Source organism: Pseudomonas sp. S2_C11, assembly GCF_054668395.1.
Map to the genome: position 1 here is coordinate 5,210,833 of NZ_CP162765.1, position 15,501 is coordinate 5,226,333.

General features: G+C 60.3%; 14 protein-coding genes. 4 read left to right on the forward strand and 10 right to left on the reverse strand.

Annotation, left to right across the window (positions count from 1 at the left end; translation table 11 throughout):
• The first annotated feature begins 6 nt into the window (after positions 1-6).
• The gene (gene uraH, locus AB4N48_RS23435) at positions 7-417 is read left to right on the forward strand and encodes a hydroxyisourate hydrolase (RefSeq protein WP_056786996.1); all 411 of its coding nucleotides are present in this window, start codon (positions 7-9) and stop codon (positions 415-417) included.
• Positions 418-577: 160 nt separating this feature from the next.
• On the opposite strand, the gene AB4N48_RS23440 is transcribed toward uraH, so the two are convergent.
• Positions 578-1,255 carry a Crp/Fnr family transcriptional regulator gene (locus tag AB4N48_RS23440; protein ID WP_095181131.1) on the reverse strand — a complete coding sequence of 226 codons (678 nt, stop codon included), beginning with the start codon at positions 1,253-1,255 and terminating at the stop codon, positions 578-580.
• An 84-nt stretch (positions 1,256-1,339) separates the two neighbouring features.
• Here AB4N48_RS23440 and AB4N48_RS23445 point away from each other — a divergent pair, with 84 nt between their 5' ends.
• A complete protein-coding gene (locus AB4N48_RS23445) occupies positions 1,340-1,864 on the forward strand; it encodes an Mpo1 family 2-hydroxy fatty acid dioxygenase (RefSeq protein WP_252879212.1) in 525 nt (174 codons plus the stop codon).
• An 82-nt stretch (positions 1,865-1,946) separates the two neighbouring features.
• On the opposite strand, the gene AB4N48_RS23450 is transcribed toward AB4N48_RS23445, so the two are convergent.
• The 6 genes from AB4N48_RS23450 to dibA all read right to left on the reverse strand — a co-directional run bounded on the left by AB4N48_RS23450 (position 1,947) and on the right by dibA (position 8,322).
• The gene (locus tag AB4N48_RS23450) at positions 1,947-2,936 is read right to left on the reverse strand and encodes a sulfate/molybdate ABC transporter ATP-binding protein (RefSeq protein WP_056786991.1); all 990 of its coding nucleotides are present in this window, start codon (positions 2,934-2,936) and stop codon (positions 1,947-1,949) included.
• Between the two features lie 3 nt (positions 2,937-2,939).
• The gene (gene cysW, locus AB4N48_RS23455; protein WP_041477435.1) at positions 2,940-3,812 is read right to left on the reverse strand and encodes a sulfate ABC transporter permease subunit CysW; all 873 of its coding nucleotides are present in this window, start codon (positions 3,810-3,812) and stop codon (positions 2,940-2,942) included.
• 12 nt (positions 3,813-3,824) lie between these two features.
• Complete coding sequence (gene cysT / locus AB4N48_RS23460) at positions 3,825-4,643, reverse strand: sulfate ABC transporter permease subunit CysT (protein ID WP_016772245.1); 819 nt, start codon at positions 4,641-4,643, stop codon at positions 3,825-3,827.
• A 126-nt stretch (positions 4,644-4,769) separates the two neighbouring features.
• Positions 4,770-5,783, reverse strand: coding sequence for a sulfate ABC transporter substrate-binding protein (locus tag AB4N48_RS23465; protein ID WP_460094392.1), 1,014 nt, complete (start codon positions 5,781-5,783; stop codon positions 4,770-4,772).
• A gap of 138 nt (positions 5,784-5,921) precedes the next feature.
• Positions 5,922-6,104 carry a sulfur starvation response protein OscA gene (gene oscA / locus AB4N48_RS23470; RefSeq protein WP_007917682.1) on the reverse strand — a complete coding sequence of 61 codons (183 nt, stop codon included), beginning with the start codon at positions 6,102-6,104 and terminating at the stop codon, positions 5,922-5,924.
• Positions 6,105-6,402: 298 nt separating this feature from the next.
• Entirely contained in the window at positions 6,403-8,322 is a 1,920-nt protein-coding gene (gene dibA / locus AB4N48_RS23475) for a phosphodiesterase DibA (RefSeq protein WP_256811091.1), read from the reverse strand.
• A gap of 147 nt (positions 8,323-8,469) precedes the next feature.
• On the opposite strand from dibA, the gene desA reads away from it, so the two are divergent.
• On the forward strand, positions 8,470-9,654 hold the full coding sequence (gene desA, locus AB4N48_RS23480; protein ID WP_041477431.1) for a delta-9 fatty acid desaturase DesA: 1,185 nt from the start codon (positions 8,470-8,472) through the stop codon (positions 9,652-9,654).
• Positions 9,655-9,849: 195 nt separating this feature from the next.
• Positions 9,850-10,839 carry a GGDEF domain-containing protein gene (locus AB4N48_RS23485; protein WP_460095577.1) on the forward strand — a complete coding sequence of 330 codons (990 nt, stop codon included), beginning with the start codon at positions 9,850-9,852 and terminating at the stop codon, positions 10,837-10,839.
• A gap of 135 nt (positions 10,840-10,974) precedes the next feature.
• Here AB4N48_RS23485 and AB4N48_RS23490 read toward each other — a convergent pair whose 3' ends face one another.
• From AB4N48_RS23490 to gabD, 3 genes are all read right to left on the reverse strand, one after another.
• On the reverse strand, positions 10,975-12,186 hold the full coding sequence (locus AB4N48_RS23490) for an HDOD domain-containing protein (RefSeq protein WP_460094393.1): 1,212 nt from the start codon (positions 12,184-12,186) through the stop codon (positions 10,975-10,977).
• A gap of 134 nt (positions 12,187-12,320) precedes the next feature.
• Positions 12,321-13,598, reverse strand: a complete 1,278-nt coding sequence (gene gabT / locus AB4N48_RS23495; protein WP_460094394.1) for a 4-aminobutyrate--2-oxoglutarate transaminase — start codon at positions 13,596-13,598, stop codon at positions 12,321-12,323.
• 185 nt (positions 13,599-13,783) lie between these two features.
• On the reverse strand, positions 13,784-15,226 hold the full coding sequence (gene gabD, locus AB4N48_RS23500; protein WP_024011131.1) for an NADP-dependent succinate-semialdehyde dehydrogenase: 1,443 nt from the start codon (positions 15,224-15,226) through the stop codon (positions 13,784-13,786).
• Between the last annotated feature and the right edge of the window lie 275 nt (positions 15,227-15,501).

Sequence of the window (15,501 nt, forward strand, 5' to 3'; positions counted from 1 at the left end):
TCCACCATGACCACCCTGCGCATGACTCTCGCCGCCCTCGGCCTGAGTGCTGTTTCCAGCCTGACGATGGCCGCCGGCAATCCGCTGAGCGTGCACGTGCTCAACCTGGAAAACGGCCTGCCGTCACCGGGCATCAACGTCACCCTGGAAAAACACGTCGGCGAAAACTGGCAACCACTGGCCCAAGGCACCACCAACGAGCAAGGGCGGATCGCCGAGCTGTTCCCGGCCAAACAGCCATTCGAAGCCGGTGAATACCGCGTGGTGTTCAAGACCGGCGAGTATTACCAGAAGATCAAGCATGAGACGTTCTTCCCGGAAATTCCGGTGATCTTTCAGGTCAAGCAGACCGATCAGCACTACCACATCCCGCTGCTGCTGAGCCCGTACGGTTTCTCGACCTATCGCGGTTCGTAAAATAAACACAGATCCTTTGTTGGAACTGGTTTCTGTGGCGAGGGGATTTATCCCCGTTGGACTGCGCAGCGGTCCCATTTTTCAGGGCCGCTTCGCGCCCCAGCGGGGATAAATCCCCTCGCCACAGGTGCCAGTTCCGACATTGGATCGGTTTCAGTTTTCAGATCGTCGCCAAGGCACGCAATCTCGCCGCATCGAGAATTTCGATTTCGCCGTATGCGAGCCCGATAATCCCCTGCCCCTGCAGATCCTTGAGGATCTGATTGGTGGTCTGCCTCGACAGCGACAGCATCGCCGCCAGCTGCTCCTGCGGCAGTTGCAGCGTCCGGCGTGGTGCGTCGAGTTCGCCGTAGCCTTCGGCAATCATCAGCAGCCGATGGGCGAGACGCGCCGGGGCTGGCAGCAGGCTCAGCTGTTCGAGATTGATGAAGGCCAGGCGCAATTTGTGGCTCATCAGCAGCGCCAGATGCCGCCAATGCTGCGGCCGTTCGTCGAGCAATTTGAGCAACGCCGCTTGCGGAACATTCAGCAAGGTGCACGACCCGACTGCATAGGCATCGTGAGTGCGAGGCTGGCCATCGAACAGGCAGATTTCGCCGAACCAGTGCGGCGCCTCAACCAGACTCAACAACGCCTCCTTGCCTTGCTCGCTCACCGCGCCGATACGCACTGCGCCATCGAGCACCGCGTACAGACCGCACGGCGCATCGCCACGCTGGAACAGCCGTTGCCCCGCCGTCAGCCGCCGCTCCCGAGCCAGCGCCAGCAGGCTATCCTGAAAAGATGCAGGCAAATGACTGAACCACTGGCCGCTGAGCAACCGTGCACGAATTTGCATAACCACTCCTGGAGTGTCGCCTGCCCGACAGAGCGAACGCGGATACCGAGGGATGATGCATTCAACCCCACTGGAGGAACAACAATGAAAAGCCTCGTCGACCACCTCAGTCAATACGCCGCCTACCACCGCGACCCGCGCAACATTGCCAGCCACTTTATCGGCATTCCGCTGATCGTGGTGGCGGTGGCTGTCCTGCTGTCTCGGCCGCAGTGGGAGCTGGGCGAGCTGTGGATATCTCCAGCCGTTGTGGTGGCGCTGGCCTCGGCGTGGTTTTACCTGCGTCTGGAGTTGAAGCTTGGCGTGTTGATGACAGTACTGATGGGGCTGTCGGTGTGGGCCGGGCATGCACTGGCGCAGCAGAGCACCATGGTCTGGCTGAGCAGCGGCCTGGCGATGTTCGTGATCGGCTGGGTGATCCAGTTTGTCGGGCATCACTATGAGGGGCGCAAACCGGCGTTTGTCGATGACATCAGCGGGCTGATTGTCGGGCCGTTGTTCGTTGTGGCTGAGTTGGCGTTTCTGCTGGGGATACGGCAGGAATTGAAACAAGAGATCGAGTTGCGGGCGGGGATGGTGCGGGTCAATCCGAATCGCGCTGCTGTCTAGATCGTATTCGCGAGCAGGCTCGCTCCCACATTTGGAATGAGTTTTCCCTGTGGGAGCGAGCCTGCTCGCGAAGCTTTTGCCTTTAAATATTGGCGACTTTCTGCCAGACCTTCGGCTTGAAGAACAGGGTTTCACCCTTGGCCAACCCGATCAGGCTGTCGTGGTCTTTCACCACTTCCGCTTCGATCAGATCCGTCTGCCCTTCCACCTTCAGCGTCACCCGCGTCGTCGCACCCAATGGGCGGATATCGCGCACTTCAGCGGCATGGTGATCTTCCAGCTCATGCTTGGACAACGACACTTCATGCGGGCGGAACAGCACGTGGTTGTCGTCGCTCAACAGCAAGCGGTTCGAATCGCCGAGGAAGTGATAGACGAAATCGCTGGCCGGGTTTTCGTAGACGTCGCCCGGTGAGCCGATCTGCTCGATCACACCCTTGTTCATCACCACGATGCGGTCGGCGACTTCCATCGCTTCTTCCTGGTCGTGGGTCACGAACACCGAAGTCAGGTTGATGTCTTCGTGCAACCGCGCCAGCCAGCGCCGCAGTTCCTTGCGCACCTTGGCGTCGAGGGCGCCGAACGGTTCGTCGAGCAGCAGCACTTTAGGTTCCACCGCCAGGGCACGGGCCAACGCGATGCGCTGACGCTGGCCACCGGACAACTGCTCCGGGTAGCGATCCGACAACCAGTCCAGTTGCACCATGTTCAGCAGTTCGTGAACCTTGGTGGCGATCTGGCTTTCGCTCGGGCGCTGGTTTTTCGGTTTCATCCGCAGGCCGAACGCGACGTTGTCGAACACTGTCATGTGGCGGAACAAGGCGTAATGCTGGAACACGAAACCGACGTTGCGATCACGCACGTCGTGGCCGGAAACGTCCTCGCCGTGAAAAACGATGTTGCCCTGATCCGGGGTTTCCAGACCGGCAATAATGCGCAGCAAGGTGGTTTTGCCGCAGCCCGACGGACCAAGCAGCGCGACCAGCTCACCGCTGTGGATATCCAGGCTGATGTTGTCCAGCGCCTTGAACGCGTTGAAATTCTTGCTGACGTTACGCACTTCGATCGACATGAGTTATTCCTCCGCGGCGCTGGCGCGCAGGCGGTTGATACGGTTTTCGCTCCACTGCTTGAGCAGCAGGATGAAGAGCGCCAGGATCAGCAACAGGCTCGCCACGGCGAATGCGGCCACGTGGTTGTATTCGTTGTAGAGGATCTCGACGTGCAGCGGCAAGGTGTTGGTCACCCCGCGAATGTGCCCGGAAACCACCGACACCGCACCGAACTCGCCCATGGCCCGCGCGGTACACAGCACCACGCCATAAATCAGGCCCCACTTGATGTTCGGCACGGTGACGTGCCAGAACATCTGCCAGCCATTGGCACCGAGCAGGCGCGCGGCTTCCTCCTCTTGGGTGCCTTGTTCCTGCATCAGCGGAATCAGTTCACGGGCCACGAACGGCACGGTGACGAAAATCGTCGCCAGCACAATGCCCGGCAGGGCGAAGACGATCTGGATGTCGTGATCCTGCAGCCACGGCCCGAACAGGCCCTGCGCACCGAACATCAGCACGTAGACCAGACCGGCGATCACCGGCGACACCGAGAACGGCAGGTCGATCAGCGTCACCAGCATGCTCTTGCCACGAAACGAGTATTTGCTCACGCACCACGCCGCACTGACACCGAACACCAGGTTCAGCGGCACCGAAATCAGCACCGCGAACACGGTGAGTTTCAATGCCGAAAGCGCGTCCGGTTCAAAAATCGCGGTGAAGAACGCGCCGAGACCGTTTTTCAGACCTTGCGATACGACGATGAACAACGGCAGCAGCAGAAACAGGAAAAAGATCAGCCAGCCAAGACCGATCAGGACTCTGCGCGAAGTGGCGCTGCCACGCCGCGCTGCGTTGGCCGAAGAGGCGGCCGCAATGGATGATTGGGACATGTTCGCGCCTCCTTATGGGGTTTCGATGCGTCGCTGCAGCAAGTTGATCAGCAGCAACAGGATGAAGGAAACCACCAGCATCAATACGCCGATGGCGGTAGCGCCGGTGTAATCGTATTGGTCGAGTTTGACCATGATCAGCAGCGGCAGGATCTCGGTTTTCATCGGCATGTTGCCGGCAATGAAAATCACCGAACCGTACTCGCCGACGCCACGCGCGAACGCCAGCGCAAAACCGGTCAGCCAGGCGGGCAGCAGTGCCGGAACCAGAATGTGGCGAAATACCTGCCATGGCTTCGCACCCAGGCACGCCGCCGCTTCTTCGACTTCACGGGGAATATCGGCCAGCACCGGTTGCACCGTGCGCACCACGAACGGCAGCGTGACGAAGGTCAGTGCGAGGGTGATGCCCAGTGGGGTGTAGGCGATTTTGAAACCGAGATCGGCAGCGAACTGCCCGACCAGCCCGGCCGGCGCGTACAGCGCGGTCAGCGCGATACCGGCCACAGCGGTCGGCAGGGCGAACGGCAGATCGATCATCGCATCGATCACCTTGCGCCCGGGGAAGGTGTAGCGCACCAGCACCCAGGCCAGCAACGTGCCGATGATGCCGTTGATGATCGCCGCACACAGCGCGGTACCGAAGCTCAGCTTCAACGCCGCCAGCACCCGCGGTGCGGAGATGATCGTCCAGAACTGATCCCAGGTCAGCTGGGCGGCGTGGACGAACATCGCCGCCAGCGGGATAAGCACAATCAGGCTGAGGTACACCAAGGTGTAACCCAGCGTCAGCCCGAAGCCGGGTATGACGGGGGAGATACGACGCGACATAAAAGTCCCTGGTTGAAAACGCATCAATGTGGGAGTGAGCCCTGTGGTGAGGGGACTTATCCCCTCACCACAAAAGCTCAGTCCCACATGTCATGTGCCCAGACATCAGGCCGGTTGAAGGCGAGATTACTGCGCCTGATAAATCTGGTCGAACACGCCGCCGTCGTTGAAGAATTTCGGCTGCGCGGATTTCCAGCCGCCGAAGTCCTTGTCGATGGTCACCAGTTCCAGGTTCGGGAACTGCTGGGCGTACTTGGCCGCTACGTCCTTGTCACGTGGACGATAGAAGTTTTTCGCGGCGATTTCCTGACCGGCCGGGCTGTACAGATGCTTGAGGTAGGCCTCGGCGATCTGCGCGTTGCCCTTCTTCTCGGCATTCTTGTCGACCACCGCCACGGGCGGTTCGGCGAGGATCGACAGCGACGGCACGACGATGTCGAACTTGTCTGCGCCGCCATCTTCTTTCAGCGCCAGGAACGCTTCGTTTTCCCAGGCCAGCAACACGTCGCCCTGACCGTTATTGACGAAGGTGATGGTCGAACCGCGGGCGCCGGTGTCGAGGATCGGCACGTGCTTGAACAGGGTCTGCACGTATTCCTTGGCCTTGGCTTCGTCACCGCCGTTGGCTTTCAGGCCATAGGCCCACGCGGCGAGGAAGTTCCAGCGCGCACCGCCCGAGGTTTTCGGGTTTGGTGTGATCACCGAGACATCGTTCTTGACCAGATCGCCCCAGTCCTTGATGCCTTTCGGGTTGCCCTTGCGCACCAGGAACACGATGGTCGAGGTGTACGGCGTGCTCGCTTCCGGCAGACGCTTCTGCCAGTCGACGGGCAGGCTCTTGCCGAGCTTGGCGATTTCATCGATGTCACCGGCCAGGGCCAGGGTCACCACGTCAGCACGCAGGCCATCGATCACCGCACGGCCCTGCTTGCCCGAGCCGCCATGAGACTGCTGGATTTTTACAGTGTCGCCGGCATGGTCCTGCTGCCAGAACTTGATGAATTCGGCGTTGTATTCCTGATACAGCTCTCTCGTCGGGTCATACGACACGTTGAGCAGCTCGTAATCCTTGGCAACGGCGGAACCGGCAAACACGGCACTGACCAGCGCGGCCAGAGCGTAACGGCGAATCGACGACATGGTGAAAGCTCCTGGAATTCTTGGTGGTGGCTTTTTCTTATGTATTGCTGGAATCGGATCGCGTTGAAAGATCGCCGCCTTCGCCAGCTCCTGCACGCAGCCCCTGTACGAACTGCCGAAGGCTGCGATCTTTTGATCTCACCCCGGTTGTTTACCGGGTTGCTGCAAACGAAATTTCTCTTTGCGTTCGATCTGTACGACTTGCGCGTTGTGCACAGTGATCTCCACCGCGCCGAACCGCAGATCGCGCAGGGCGCTCTGGATTTCACGCAAGATGGTGCTTTCGTCCTGACCGTCAACGCTGCGAAGGGATGCGCTCATGGTGCTGCTCCTTTGAAGGGGATTTGCCTGGCAGTGGGCGGCACTGCGTTCGGCGTGGGAGCAATATAAGAGAGGCATGGATATTCTTAAAAAGACTATTTAAGAATGTTTATATAACCAGAAATCAATATGAGAGAGGGCAAGGGGTTTGCGCTGATTTGAAATCGTCAAGAGAACTTGTGGCGAGGGGATTTATCCCCGTTGGACTGCGTAGCAGTCCCATTTCTTGGGGCCGCTACGCGACCCATCGGGGATAAATCCCCTCACCACAAGGTCGGTGATAGCCTGATAGGCCTTTTCAGCCAATCAATGGCGTTTTCGCCCAATCAAGCCTATCCGCAGACACCGGCCGCCCAAACCAATACCCCTGCCCCAGATCGCATTCCTGCGCCAACAGAAATGCCGCCTGCTCAACCTGTTCGATCCCTTCGGCATGCACCTGCATGCCCATGCTGCGGGCCAGCGCGATGATCACCCGGACAATCGCCACGTCATCTTCATCCCACGGCAACCCGGCGACGAAGCCCTGATCGATCTTGAGTTTCTGCACCGGCAGGCGCTTGAGCCGCAACAGCGAGGAATAACCCGTGCCGAAATCATCGATGGCCAGACGCACACCCAGCTCGCGCAAGCGATGCATCTGTTCCAGCGCCACTTCAGGGTCATCCATCACCGCGCTTTCGGTAACTTCCAGTTCCAGATACGCCGGATCCAGCCCCGTGTCGTGCAGCACCTGCGCTACCTGCTGGTAAAGCTCACGTCGGGCAAACAGCCGCGAGGAGACATTCACCGCGACGAACGCCAGCACCACACCGCTCTGCTGCCACTGACACATCTGTCGGCAAGCCTGCTGCATCACCCAGGCATCGATCTCGGCGATCAGCCCGGTGCGCTCGGCAATCGGAATGAATTCTGCCGGCGACACCAGACCGCGCTGCGGATGCTGCCAGCGCACCAGTGCTTCGACGCCGACCAGACGGCCGCTTTGCAGGTCATGCACCGGTTGGTAGTAGACACGCAGTTCCTCCTGCTCCAGTGCGCGGCGCAGCTCGAAGGCGATTTCGACCCGTTGCTGGGCATGGGCGGTCAGCTCTTCGGTATACAGCGCGTAGCCATTGCGCCCGCTGCTTTTGGCCTTGAACAGCGCACTGTCGGCGTTGCGTAACAACTGCTCGGCGCTGAGGGCATCGCTGGGAAACAGGCTGATGCCGATGCTCGCGTTGATGAACAATTGATTGCCATCTACCAGCACCGGCTCCTTCAAGGCGTCCAGAGTCCGTTGCGCCAGCGCGGCGGCCTGGGCCGGCTGTGGACAACTTTCCGCGAGCACCGCGAACTCGTCACCGCCGAGCCGCGCCAAGGTAATGCCGTGGCCGAACAGTTCCTGCAAACGCGTCGCCACCGCTTTTAGCAACCGATCGCCGACGTTATGCCCGAGGCTGTCGTTGATCATCTTGAAATGATCCAGATCGAGCATCAGCAGCGCGCAGCCACGCTTGTGCGTCTGCGCGGAAGCCAACGCCTGTTCGGCGCGGTCGCTGAACAGCAGGCGATTGGGCAGATCGGTCAACGGATCGTGATGCGCCAGGTGTTTGAGCTCGGACTCGGAATCCTTGATCGCACTGATGTCGGAGAACACCGCCACGTAATGGCTGAGCCGGCCGGAATCATCGTGAATCACCCGGATGGTTTGCCACTGTGGATAAATCTCGCCAGTCTTGCGCCGGTTCCAGATCTCGCCGCTCCACTCACCTTCAGCCTCGAGGGTAGCGAACATCGCCTGATAGAAGCCCGGCGGATGATGGCCGGACTTGAACAGACTGGGCTGCTGGCCGATGACCTCGTCGCGCCGATAACCGGTGATCTCGATAAAGGCGCGATTGACGTGGACGATCAGGCCCCGGTGGTCGGTAACCAGCACCCCTTCGCGAGTGCAGTCGAACACGGCGGCCGCCTGACGCAGACGCTCACGGTCGGTGTGGCGCTCGCGCAAATGCGCGCCGATGCCGAGAAACCCGCACAGCCGCGCCCGTGCGAGGAAAATCAGCGCGGCGCTGATCGTCGCCAGCAGATAACCGTTGATCAGTTGCCAATGGGTCAGCTCACGGGAGTCATCGAAGAATCTGCTTAATAAATGATCAGAAACTTGCAGCCACAGGGCGGCCAGTACGAGGTAGAGCAGCGCTGCACGCAAGGCATCGCGGTAAGTCGCAGACATTCGGTCGTCCATGTCCCTACAAAAAGGTTGGAATTATAGGTCAAGAAACATTCAGCGACTTCTTATCTGAAAGGGCGACTGGTTTTATCTGTGTGCTTAGTGATAATGCAACGGCTGTTTTTATCTTTATCGAGGGCCCTATAGCCTATGTGGTACGAAGGTTTTCTTGGCTTGTCGGCCTGGTCACTGGTCGCGGTCACCCTGCTGATGACCCATGTGACGATTGTTGCCGTCACGGTCTATCTGCACCGTTACTCGGCCCACCGCTCGCTCGAGCTGAATGCGGGTCTGAAGCACTTTTTCCGTTTCTGGCTGTGGCTGACCACGGCGCAGAACACCCGCGAGTGGACTGCCATCCACCGCAAACACCACGCCAAATGCGAGACCGAGGATGACCCGCACAGCCCGGTCATCAAGGGTCTGTCCACCGTACTGCGCACCGGCGCCGAGCTGTACCGCAGCGAAGCGCAGAACCCGGAAACCCTGCGCATCTACGGCAAGAACTGCCCGGAAGACTGGGTCGAACGCAACGTCTACAGTCGCTATCCGCTGCTTGGCGTGGCGATCATGGGCGTGATCGACCTGCTGCTGTTCGGCACCATCGGTATCACCATCTGGGCCATCCAGATGATGTGGATTCCGGTGTGGGCCGCTGGGGTGATCAACGGTCTGGGCCATGCCGTCGGCTATCGCAATTTCGAATGCCGTGACGCAGCGACCAATCTGGTGCCGTGGGGCATCCTGATCGGCGGCGAAGAGCTGCACAACAACCATCACACCTACCCCAACTCGGCCAAGCTGTCGGTGAAGAAGTGGGAATTCGACCTCGGCTGGGCGTGGATCAAGGTCTTCTGCTTCCTGCGTCTGGCCAAAGTGCAGCGGGTCGCACCGATTGCCCACCGCGTCGAAGGCAAAGGCAGCCTGGACATGGACACCGCCATGGCGATCCTCAACAACCGCTTCCAGATCATGGCCCAGTACCGCAAATTGGTGATCGGCCCGCTGGTCAAGCAAGAGCTGGCCAAGGTCGATCATTCGGTGCGTCACCAGTTCCACCGGGCCAAACGCCTGCTGTCGCGGGAAACCAGCCTGCTGGAAGACCGTCATCACCTGCGCATCCAGACCATGCTCGAACACAGCCATGCGTTGAAAGTGATCTACGAGAAGCGCCTGGCTTTGCAGCAGATCTGGGTCAAGACCAGTTCCAATGGCCACGACATGCTGGCCGCCATCAAGGAATGGATTCACGAGGCCGAGGCCAGTGGCATCCAGTCGTTGCGCGATTTTGCTGATCAGCTGAAAACCTACTCGCTGCGTCCTGCGACTGCCTGACCGGCAACGAGGCTGCGATCTCAAAGATCGCAGCCTCGTTGCGCTCTTCGGTTCCTGCACCTCGCCGCCCGGCGGGACTCGGTAATGGCCGGGAACTTCGCCGAAAATCACCTATCTCAATGACACTTCGCCATCCCGGCGGGCTGTCCTGTGGCCGTTGTCGACATTGCGGCGCGCCCTTTGAGATTTGTGCCGATGGTCAACAACAACCAGAAAGACACAACCTACACCCAATGGCCTGAGGCCGCGCAAACGCTGATGGCGCTGATGCATGCGCAGGGCGAAGTCGCGCGCCTGAGCGAGCGCGAACAATTGATCAGTTCGCTGCTGGTCAGCGTCAACGCCGTGCTCTGGGCTTTCAACTGGGAAACCCGCCAGGTGTTGTACGTCAGTCCGGCCTATGAACGGATCTTCGGCCGTTCCGCCGCGCTTGTGCTGGCTGACTACAACCAGTGGCGTGACAGCATTTACCCCGATGATCTGGAGTACGCCGAACAAAGCCTTGCCGAAGTCCTGCACCGAGGTGCGGTGGAAGATCGCGAGTACCGCATCATTGCCGCCGATGGCCAGGTGCGCTGGCTCAGCGACAAATGTTTTATCAATCGCCAGGACGAGCCTGGACAGCCGGTAATCATCGTCGGCATCGCCGAAGACATCACTGACAAGAAAAACATGGAAACCGAGCTGCAGCGCTTGGCCACCACCGATGTGCTGACGCAAAGCAGCAACCGCCGCCACTTCTTCGAATGTGCCCACCGCGAGTTCGCTGAGGCCCGCCGCCAAGGCACACCGCTGGCCTTCCTGCTGCTGGACATCGACGATTTCAAAGTGATCAACGACAGCTACGGCCACCCCGAGGGCGACAACGTGCTGCAACGGATCGCCGAATGCGGGCGCGGCTCATTGCGCCGTGGCGATCTGTTCGGGCGGATTGGTGGTGAGGAGTTCGCTGCGGTGTTTCCCGGCTGTGCGCCGGAGATGGCGGTGCAAGTGGCGGAGCGCCTGCAGCAGGAGATCCAGCGACTGCGCTTCAACCACGACGGCCAAGCATTCAGCATCACCGTGAGCCAGGGGCTGACCAACCTCACCGACGAAGACAAGAGCCTAGACAGCCTGTTCGCCCGCGCGGATGCCGCGATGTACGAAGCGAAACGGCAGGGCAAGAACCGGATCATTGCGGCCTGACCCGTATTTTGTGGCTGCCGCAATTCCTGTGGGAGCGGGCTTGCCCGCGATGAGGCCTGCACCTTCAACAAAAATGTTGCTTGCGCTGGCGCCTTCGCGAGCAGGCTCGCTCCCACATTGGAATGTAGTGATCTGTCATTTGCGCATCCGCGTCAACTCCGGCAGCCCGATCTTGAGCAACCGCGCCGTCCGGCTCTTCGCCAGTTCCTCAACGCCTTCATGCTCGGTCAGCCGCGCCATTTGCGCTGCCATATGCATCACCAGCGCCTCGCGACTGTAAACGCCACCACCGAGCTGGTAGGCCGAAGCAATCAACTCGCGCAACTCCAGCGGCAGACGCCAGCGGGTGCGCAATGCCGAGCCATAAGAAGCGCCAAACTTCGCCAACGCTTCACCGACCTCCTGCAACTCGTCCAGCTCGCCGCCGGCTTGTTGCCACTCCTGCAAGCAGCGCAGCAGCGCCAGATCGCCGAGCCGATGCAGCATGCCCGCGCAATAGCAGCGCTCCTGATCCAGATCGAGCAGGCGCGCCAGCGTACGGGCGTATTCCGCCGTGTGCAGGGACAGTCCCCAATAGCGCTCGGCGTAATCCGCCAGGCATGGATCGCTGAGCCGCGCGCTGCGTTTGAGCGCCAGCCCGAGAATCAGGTTCATGCTCTGCCCGGTGCCGAGTCGGTGCAGCGCCTGGGCCAGGGTTTGCACCGGCGCGCCGTAGTGTTGCGCGGCACTGTTGGCGGCTGCGATCAGCACGGCGGTAATCTGCGGATCGGTGCGGACCTCTTCCTCCAGCAACTTGAGGTCCAGCCCTTCGGGATTGAGGCTACGCTTGACCGCCACTTGCACGTCGGTCATCAACGGCGCGCCATCGGCCTGCTCGCGACGCCGCTCAAGGAACACCGAGAGCGTCATGCCCGGCGCCAGTGCCGGCACTTCGCAAACCACCGCTTCGCCAGCGTTGAGCAGCAACCCCTGCAAGCGCTCGGTCAGGTCTTCCATATTCAACGGCTTGGTCAGGTACGCCGTCGGCGCCAGCGGAATCGCTTCGCGCACACTGGCGCTGTCGTTGCGGCTGCTCGTCAGAATGAACGGCAGCGGCGGATTGCGTTTGCGCTGCCGGACGCTGCGCAGCACTTGTAATCCATCGATGCCGGGCAGCTCCCAATCGACGATGGCCAAGTCATAGGGCACCTCGCTGAGCAACGACATTGCCTGCTGGCCATCGGCACACAAATCCAGACGCGCATCGCAGCGCACATTGAGTAGCACTTGTTTGAGCAGGTCACGGGACCAGGGATCGGCCTCGGCAATCAACACCCGAGGTACGGCGGGTAAATCAACGGCAGTCATGCGCGCTCTCCTTGCAATGTCTGAACCTTAGCCAATGCTGGCGATTCGATACAGCGCAAACAGGTCCGATGTGTTTCAAGGGACGAAAAAAACCCGCCGAAGCGGGTTTTTGTCGAGCTAGTCACACCAACGGATCAGAGCTCAGAGAAGCACTCTTCGATGATCGCCAGACCTTTGTCCAGTTGCTCGTCTGGCGAAGTCAGCGGAACCAGCACGCGCAGCACGTTACCGTAAGTGCCGCAGGACAGCAGGATCAGGCCCTTGTCACGCGCCTTGGCCACCACAGCGGCCACGGCAGTCGGGTTCGGCTTGTGGCTGTCGCCGTTTTCGAACAGCTCGACCGCGATCATTGCGCCCAGCGCACGCACTTCACCGATCACCGGGTACTTGGCCTGAATCGCCTTCAGGCCAGTGACCAGACGCTCACCGACAGCCTTGCAACGGTCCAGCAGTTGCTCTTCTTCAAACACTTCCATGACGGCCAGTGCAGCGGCGCAAGCGATCGGGCTACCGGCATAGGTGCCGCCCAGGCCGCCCGGCGCAATGGCGTCCATGTACTCGGCCTTGCCGCACACGCCGGCCAGCGGGAAGCCGCCAGCGATGGACTTGGCGAATGTGGTCAGATCGGCGGCAACGCCCATCTGTTCCATAGCGAAGAAGGTGCCGGTACGGCCAGCGCCGGTCTGCACTTCGTCAGCGATCAGCAGGATGCCGTGCTGGTCGCACAAAGCGCGCAGACGCTTCATGAATTCCTTCGGCGCGACGTAGAAACCACCTTCGCCCTGCACTGGCTCGATGATGATTGCAGCGATGTCTTTCGGCTCGGCGTCGTTCTTGAAGATGCGTTCGATCGAAGCGATCGAATCGTCGATGCTCACGCCGTGCAGTTCGTTCGGGTACAGCGCGCGGAAGATGCCGCCTGGCATCAGGCCCATGCCTGCCGAGTACGGCACGACTTTACCGGTCAGGCCCAGGGTCATCATGGTGCGACCGTGGTAAGCGCCGGTGAAAGCGATCACGCCAGCGCGGCCAGTGGCGGCACGGGCGATCTTCACGGCGTTTTCCACCGCTTCGGAACCGGTGGTGACCAGCAGGGTTTTCTTGGCGAAATCACCCGGCACCTTGGCGTTGATTTTTTCGCACAGCTCAACGTACGGCTCGTAGGCCAGTACCTGGAAGCAGGTGTGGGTCAGCTTGTTCATCTGTTCGGTCACGGCGGCGATGATTTTCGGGTGCACGTGGCCGGTGTTCAGTACGGCGATGCCGCCGGCGAAGTCGATGAACTCGCGACCTTCAACGTCGGTCACGGTGGCGTTCTTTGCCGACTCGGCGAAGATCGGGTGAATCTGGCCAACACCACGTGGAACAGCTGCGGTACGACGGGCCATCAGTTCAGCGTTAGTCTTGCTCATTACAGTCCTCATTCGCCGCTCATCGGGCGGCGTGGTTCAAGGATGAAGCGGGAGGAATCGGCGGTGGCAGCATGCGATGATCGACTGCCACGGCGTTCCTGGCCGCAGAGAAATTTCCTGTTTGAAACCACGCAAAGGGACAGCGCTCTCGTGCCCTTTGCGTTTGCAGCGATCTCTTTCCCGGCTTAGATGCCCAGGCAGAGGTATTTGATTTCCAGGTAATCTTCGATGCCGTACTTGGAGCCTTCACGGCCCAGGCCCGAAGCCTTGATGCCGCCAAACGGCGCGACCTCGTTGGAGATCAGCCCGGTGTTGACGCCGACCATGCCGTATTCCAGCGCTTCGGCGACACGGAACACACGGCCCAGGTCACGTGCGTAGAAGTACGAGGCCAGACCGAATTCGGTGTCGTTGGACATGGCGATCACTTCGGCTTCGTCTTTGAAGCGGAACAGCGGCGCCAGCGGACCGAAGGTTTCTTCCTTGGCCACGGCCGCGTTTTTCGGCACGTTGGTGAGGATGGTCGGCTCGAAGAAGTTGCCTTCCATCGCCTTGCCGCCCGCCAATACGGTGGCACCTTTGCTCACGGCGTCAGCGATGTGTTCCTGAACCTTGGCCACGGCTTTTTCGTCGATCAGCGGGCCGGTGGTGGTGCCGTCTTCCAGACCGTTGCCGATCTTCAGTTTGGCCACAGCTACTTTCAGCTTCTCGGCGAACGCATCGTAGACCGCGTCCTGAATGTACAGACGGTTGGCGCAGACGCAGGTCTGGCCATTGTTGCGGTACTTGGAAATGATCGCGCCTTCGACGGCCTTATCCAGATCGGCATCGTCGAACACGATGAACGGCGCGTTGCCGCCCAGTTCCAGCGAGACTTTCTTGATGTCCTTGGCGCATTCGGCCATCAACTGGCGACCGATTTCGGTCGAGCCGGTGAAGGACAGTTTGCGCACGATCGGGTTGCTGGTCAGCTCGCTGCCGATGTCGCCAGCGCTGCCGGAGACCACGCTGAACACGCCCGCAGGAATGCCCGCGCGCTGAGCCAGTTCGGCCAGGGCGAAAGCGGAAAACGGAGTTTGCGAAGCCGGCTTGAGCACCATGGTGCAACCGGCGGCCAGCGCCGGGCCGGCCTTGCGAGTGATCATTGCCGCCGGGAAGTTCCACGGAGTGATCGCAGCGGTAACGCCGATCGGTTGTTTGATCACGATCAGGCGCTTGTCCGGCTGGTGGCCTGGAATCACATCACCGTAGATGCGCTTGGCTTCTTCGGCGAACCACTCGATGAACGATGCGGCGTAAACGATTTCGCCCTTGGCTTCGGCCAGCGGCTTGCCCTGCTCGAGGGTCATCAGGCGCGCGAGGTCGTCCTGGTTCTCGATCATCAGTTCGAACCAGCGACGCAGCTTGCCGGCCCGCTCCTTGGCGGTCAGCGCACGCCATGCCGGCAGCGCTTTGTCAGCAGCTTCAATGGCACGGCGGGTTTCAGCCGCGCCCATCTTCGGCACGGTGCCGAGGATTTCGCCGGTGGCCGGGTTGTTGACCTTGATCGTCTGACCGTTGTCGGCATCGACCCAAGCGCCATCGATGAAGGCTTGCTGGCGGAACAACTGGGTGTCTTTAAGCTGCATGTCGGCTTTCCTTAACAGCACCGCGGCCTGCGCGGAGCAAATTATGATTGTAGAAAGGCGCCTCGCAAGGCTGCCGTCAGGGAAATCAGTGAGCGGATTGTGGCGCATCTGCAGTGCACGACCAAGCGCACCTGCGCTGCAACATCCCGTCAACGAGCGTTTGAAATCTCAAACGGATCGTAGGTTCAAAGGGGGTAAAGGACAATAGGTCGTTCGAAAAAAAGAACAAAAATGCCGCTTTTCAGATCAACGCAACCAAAACCCTTGCCGCAGGA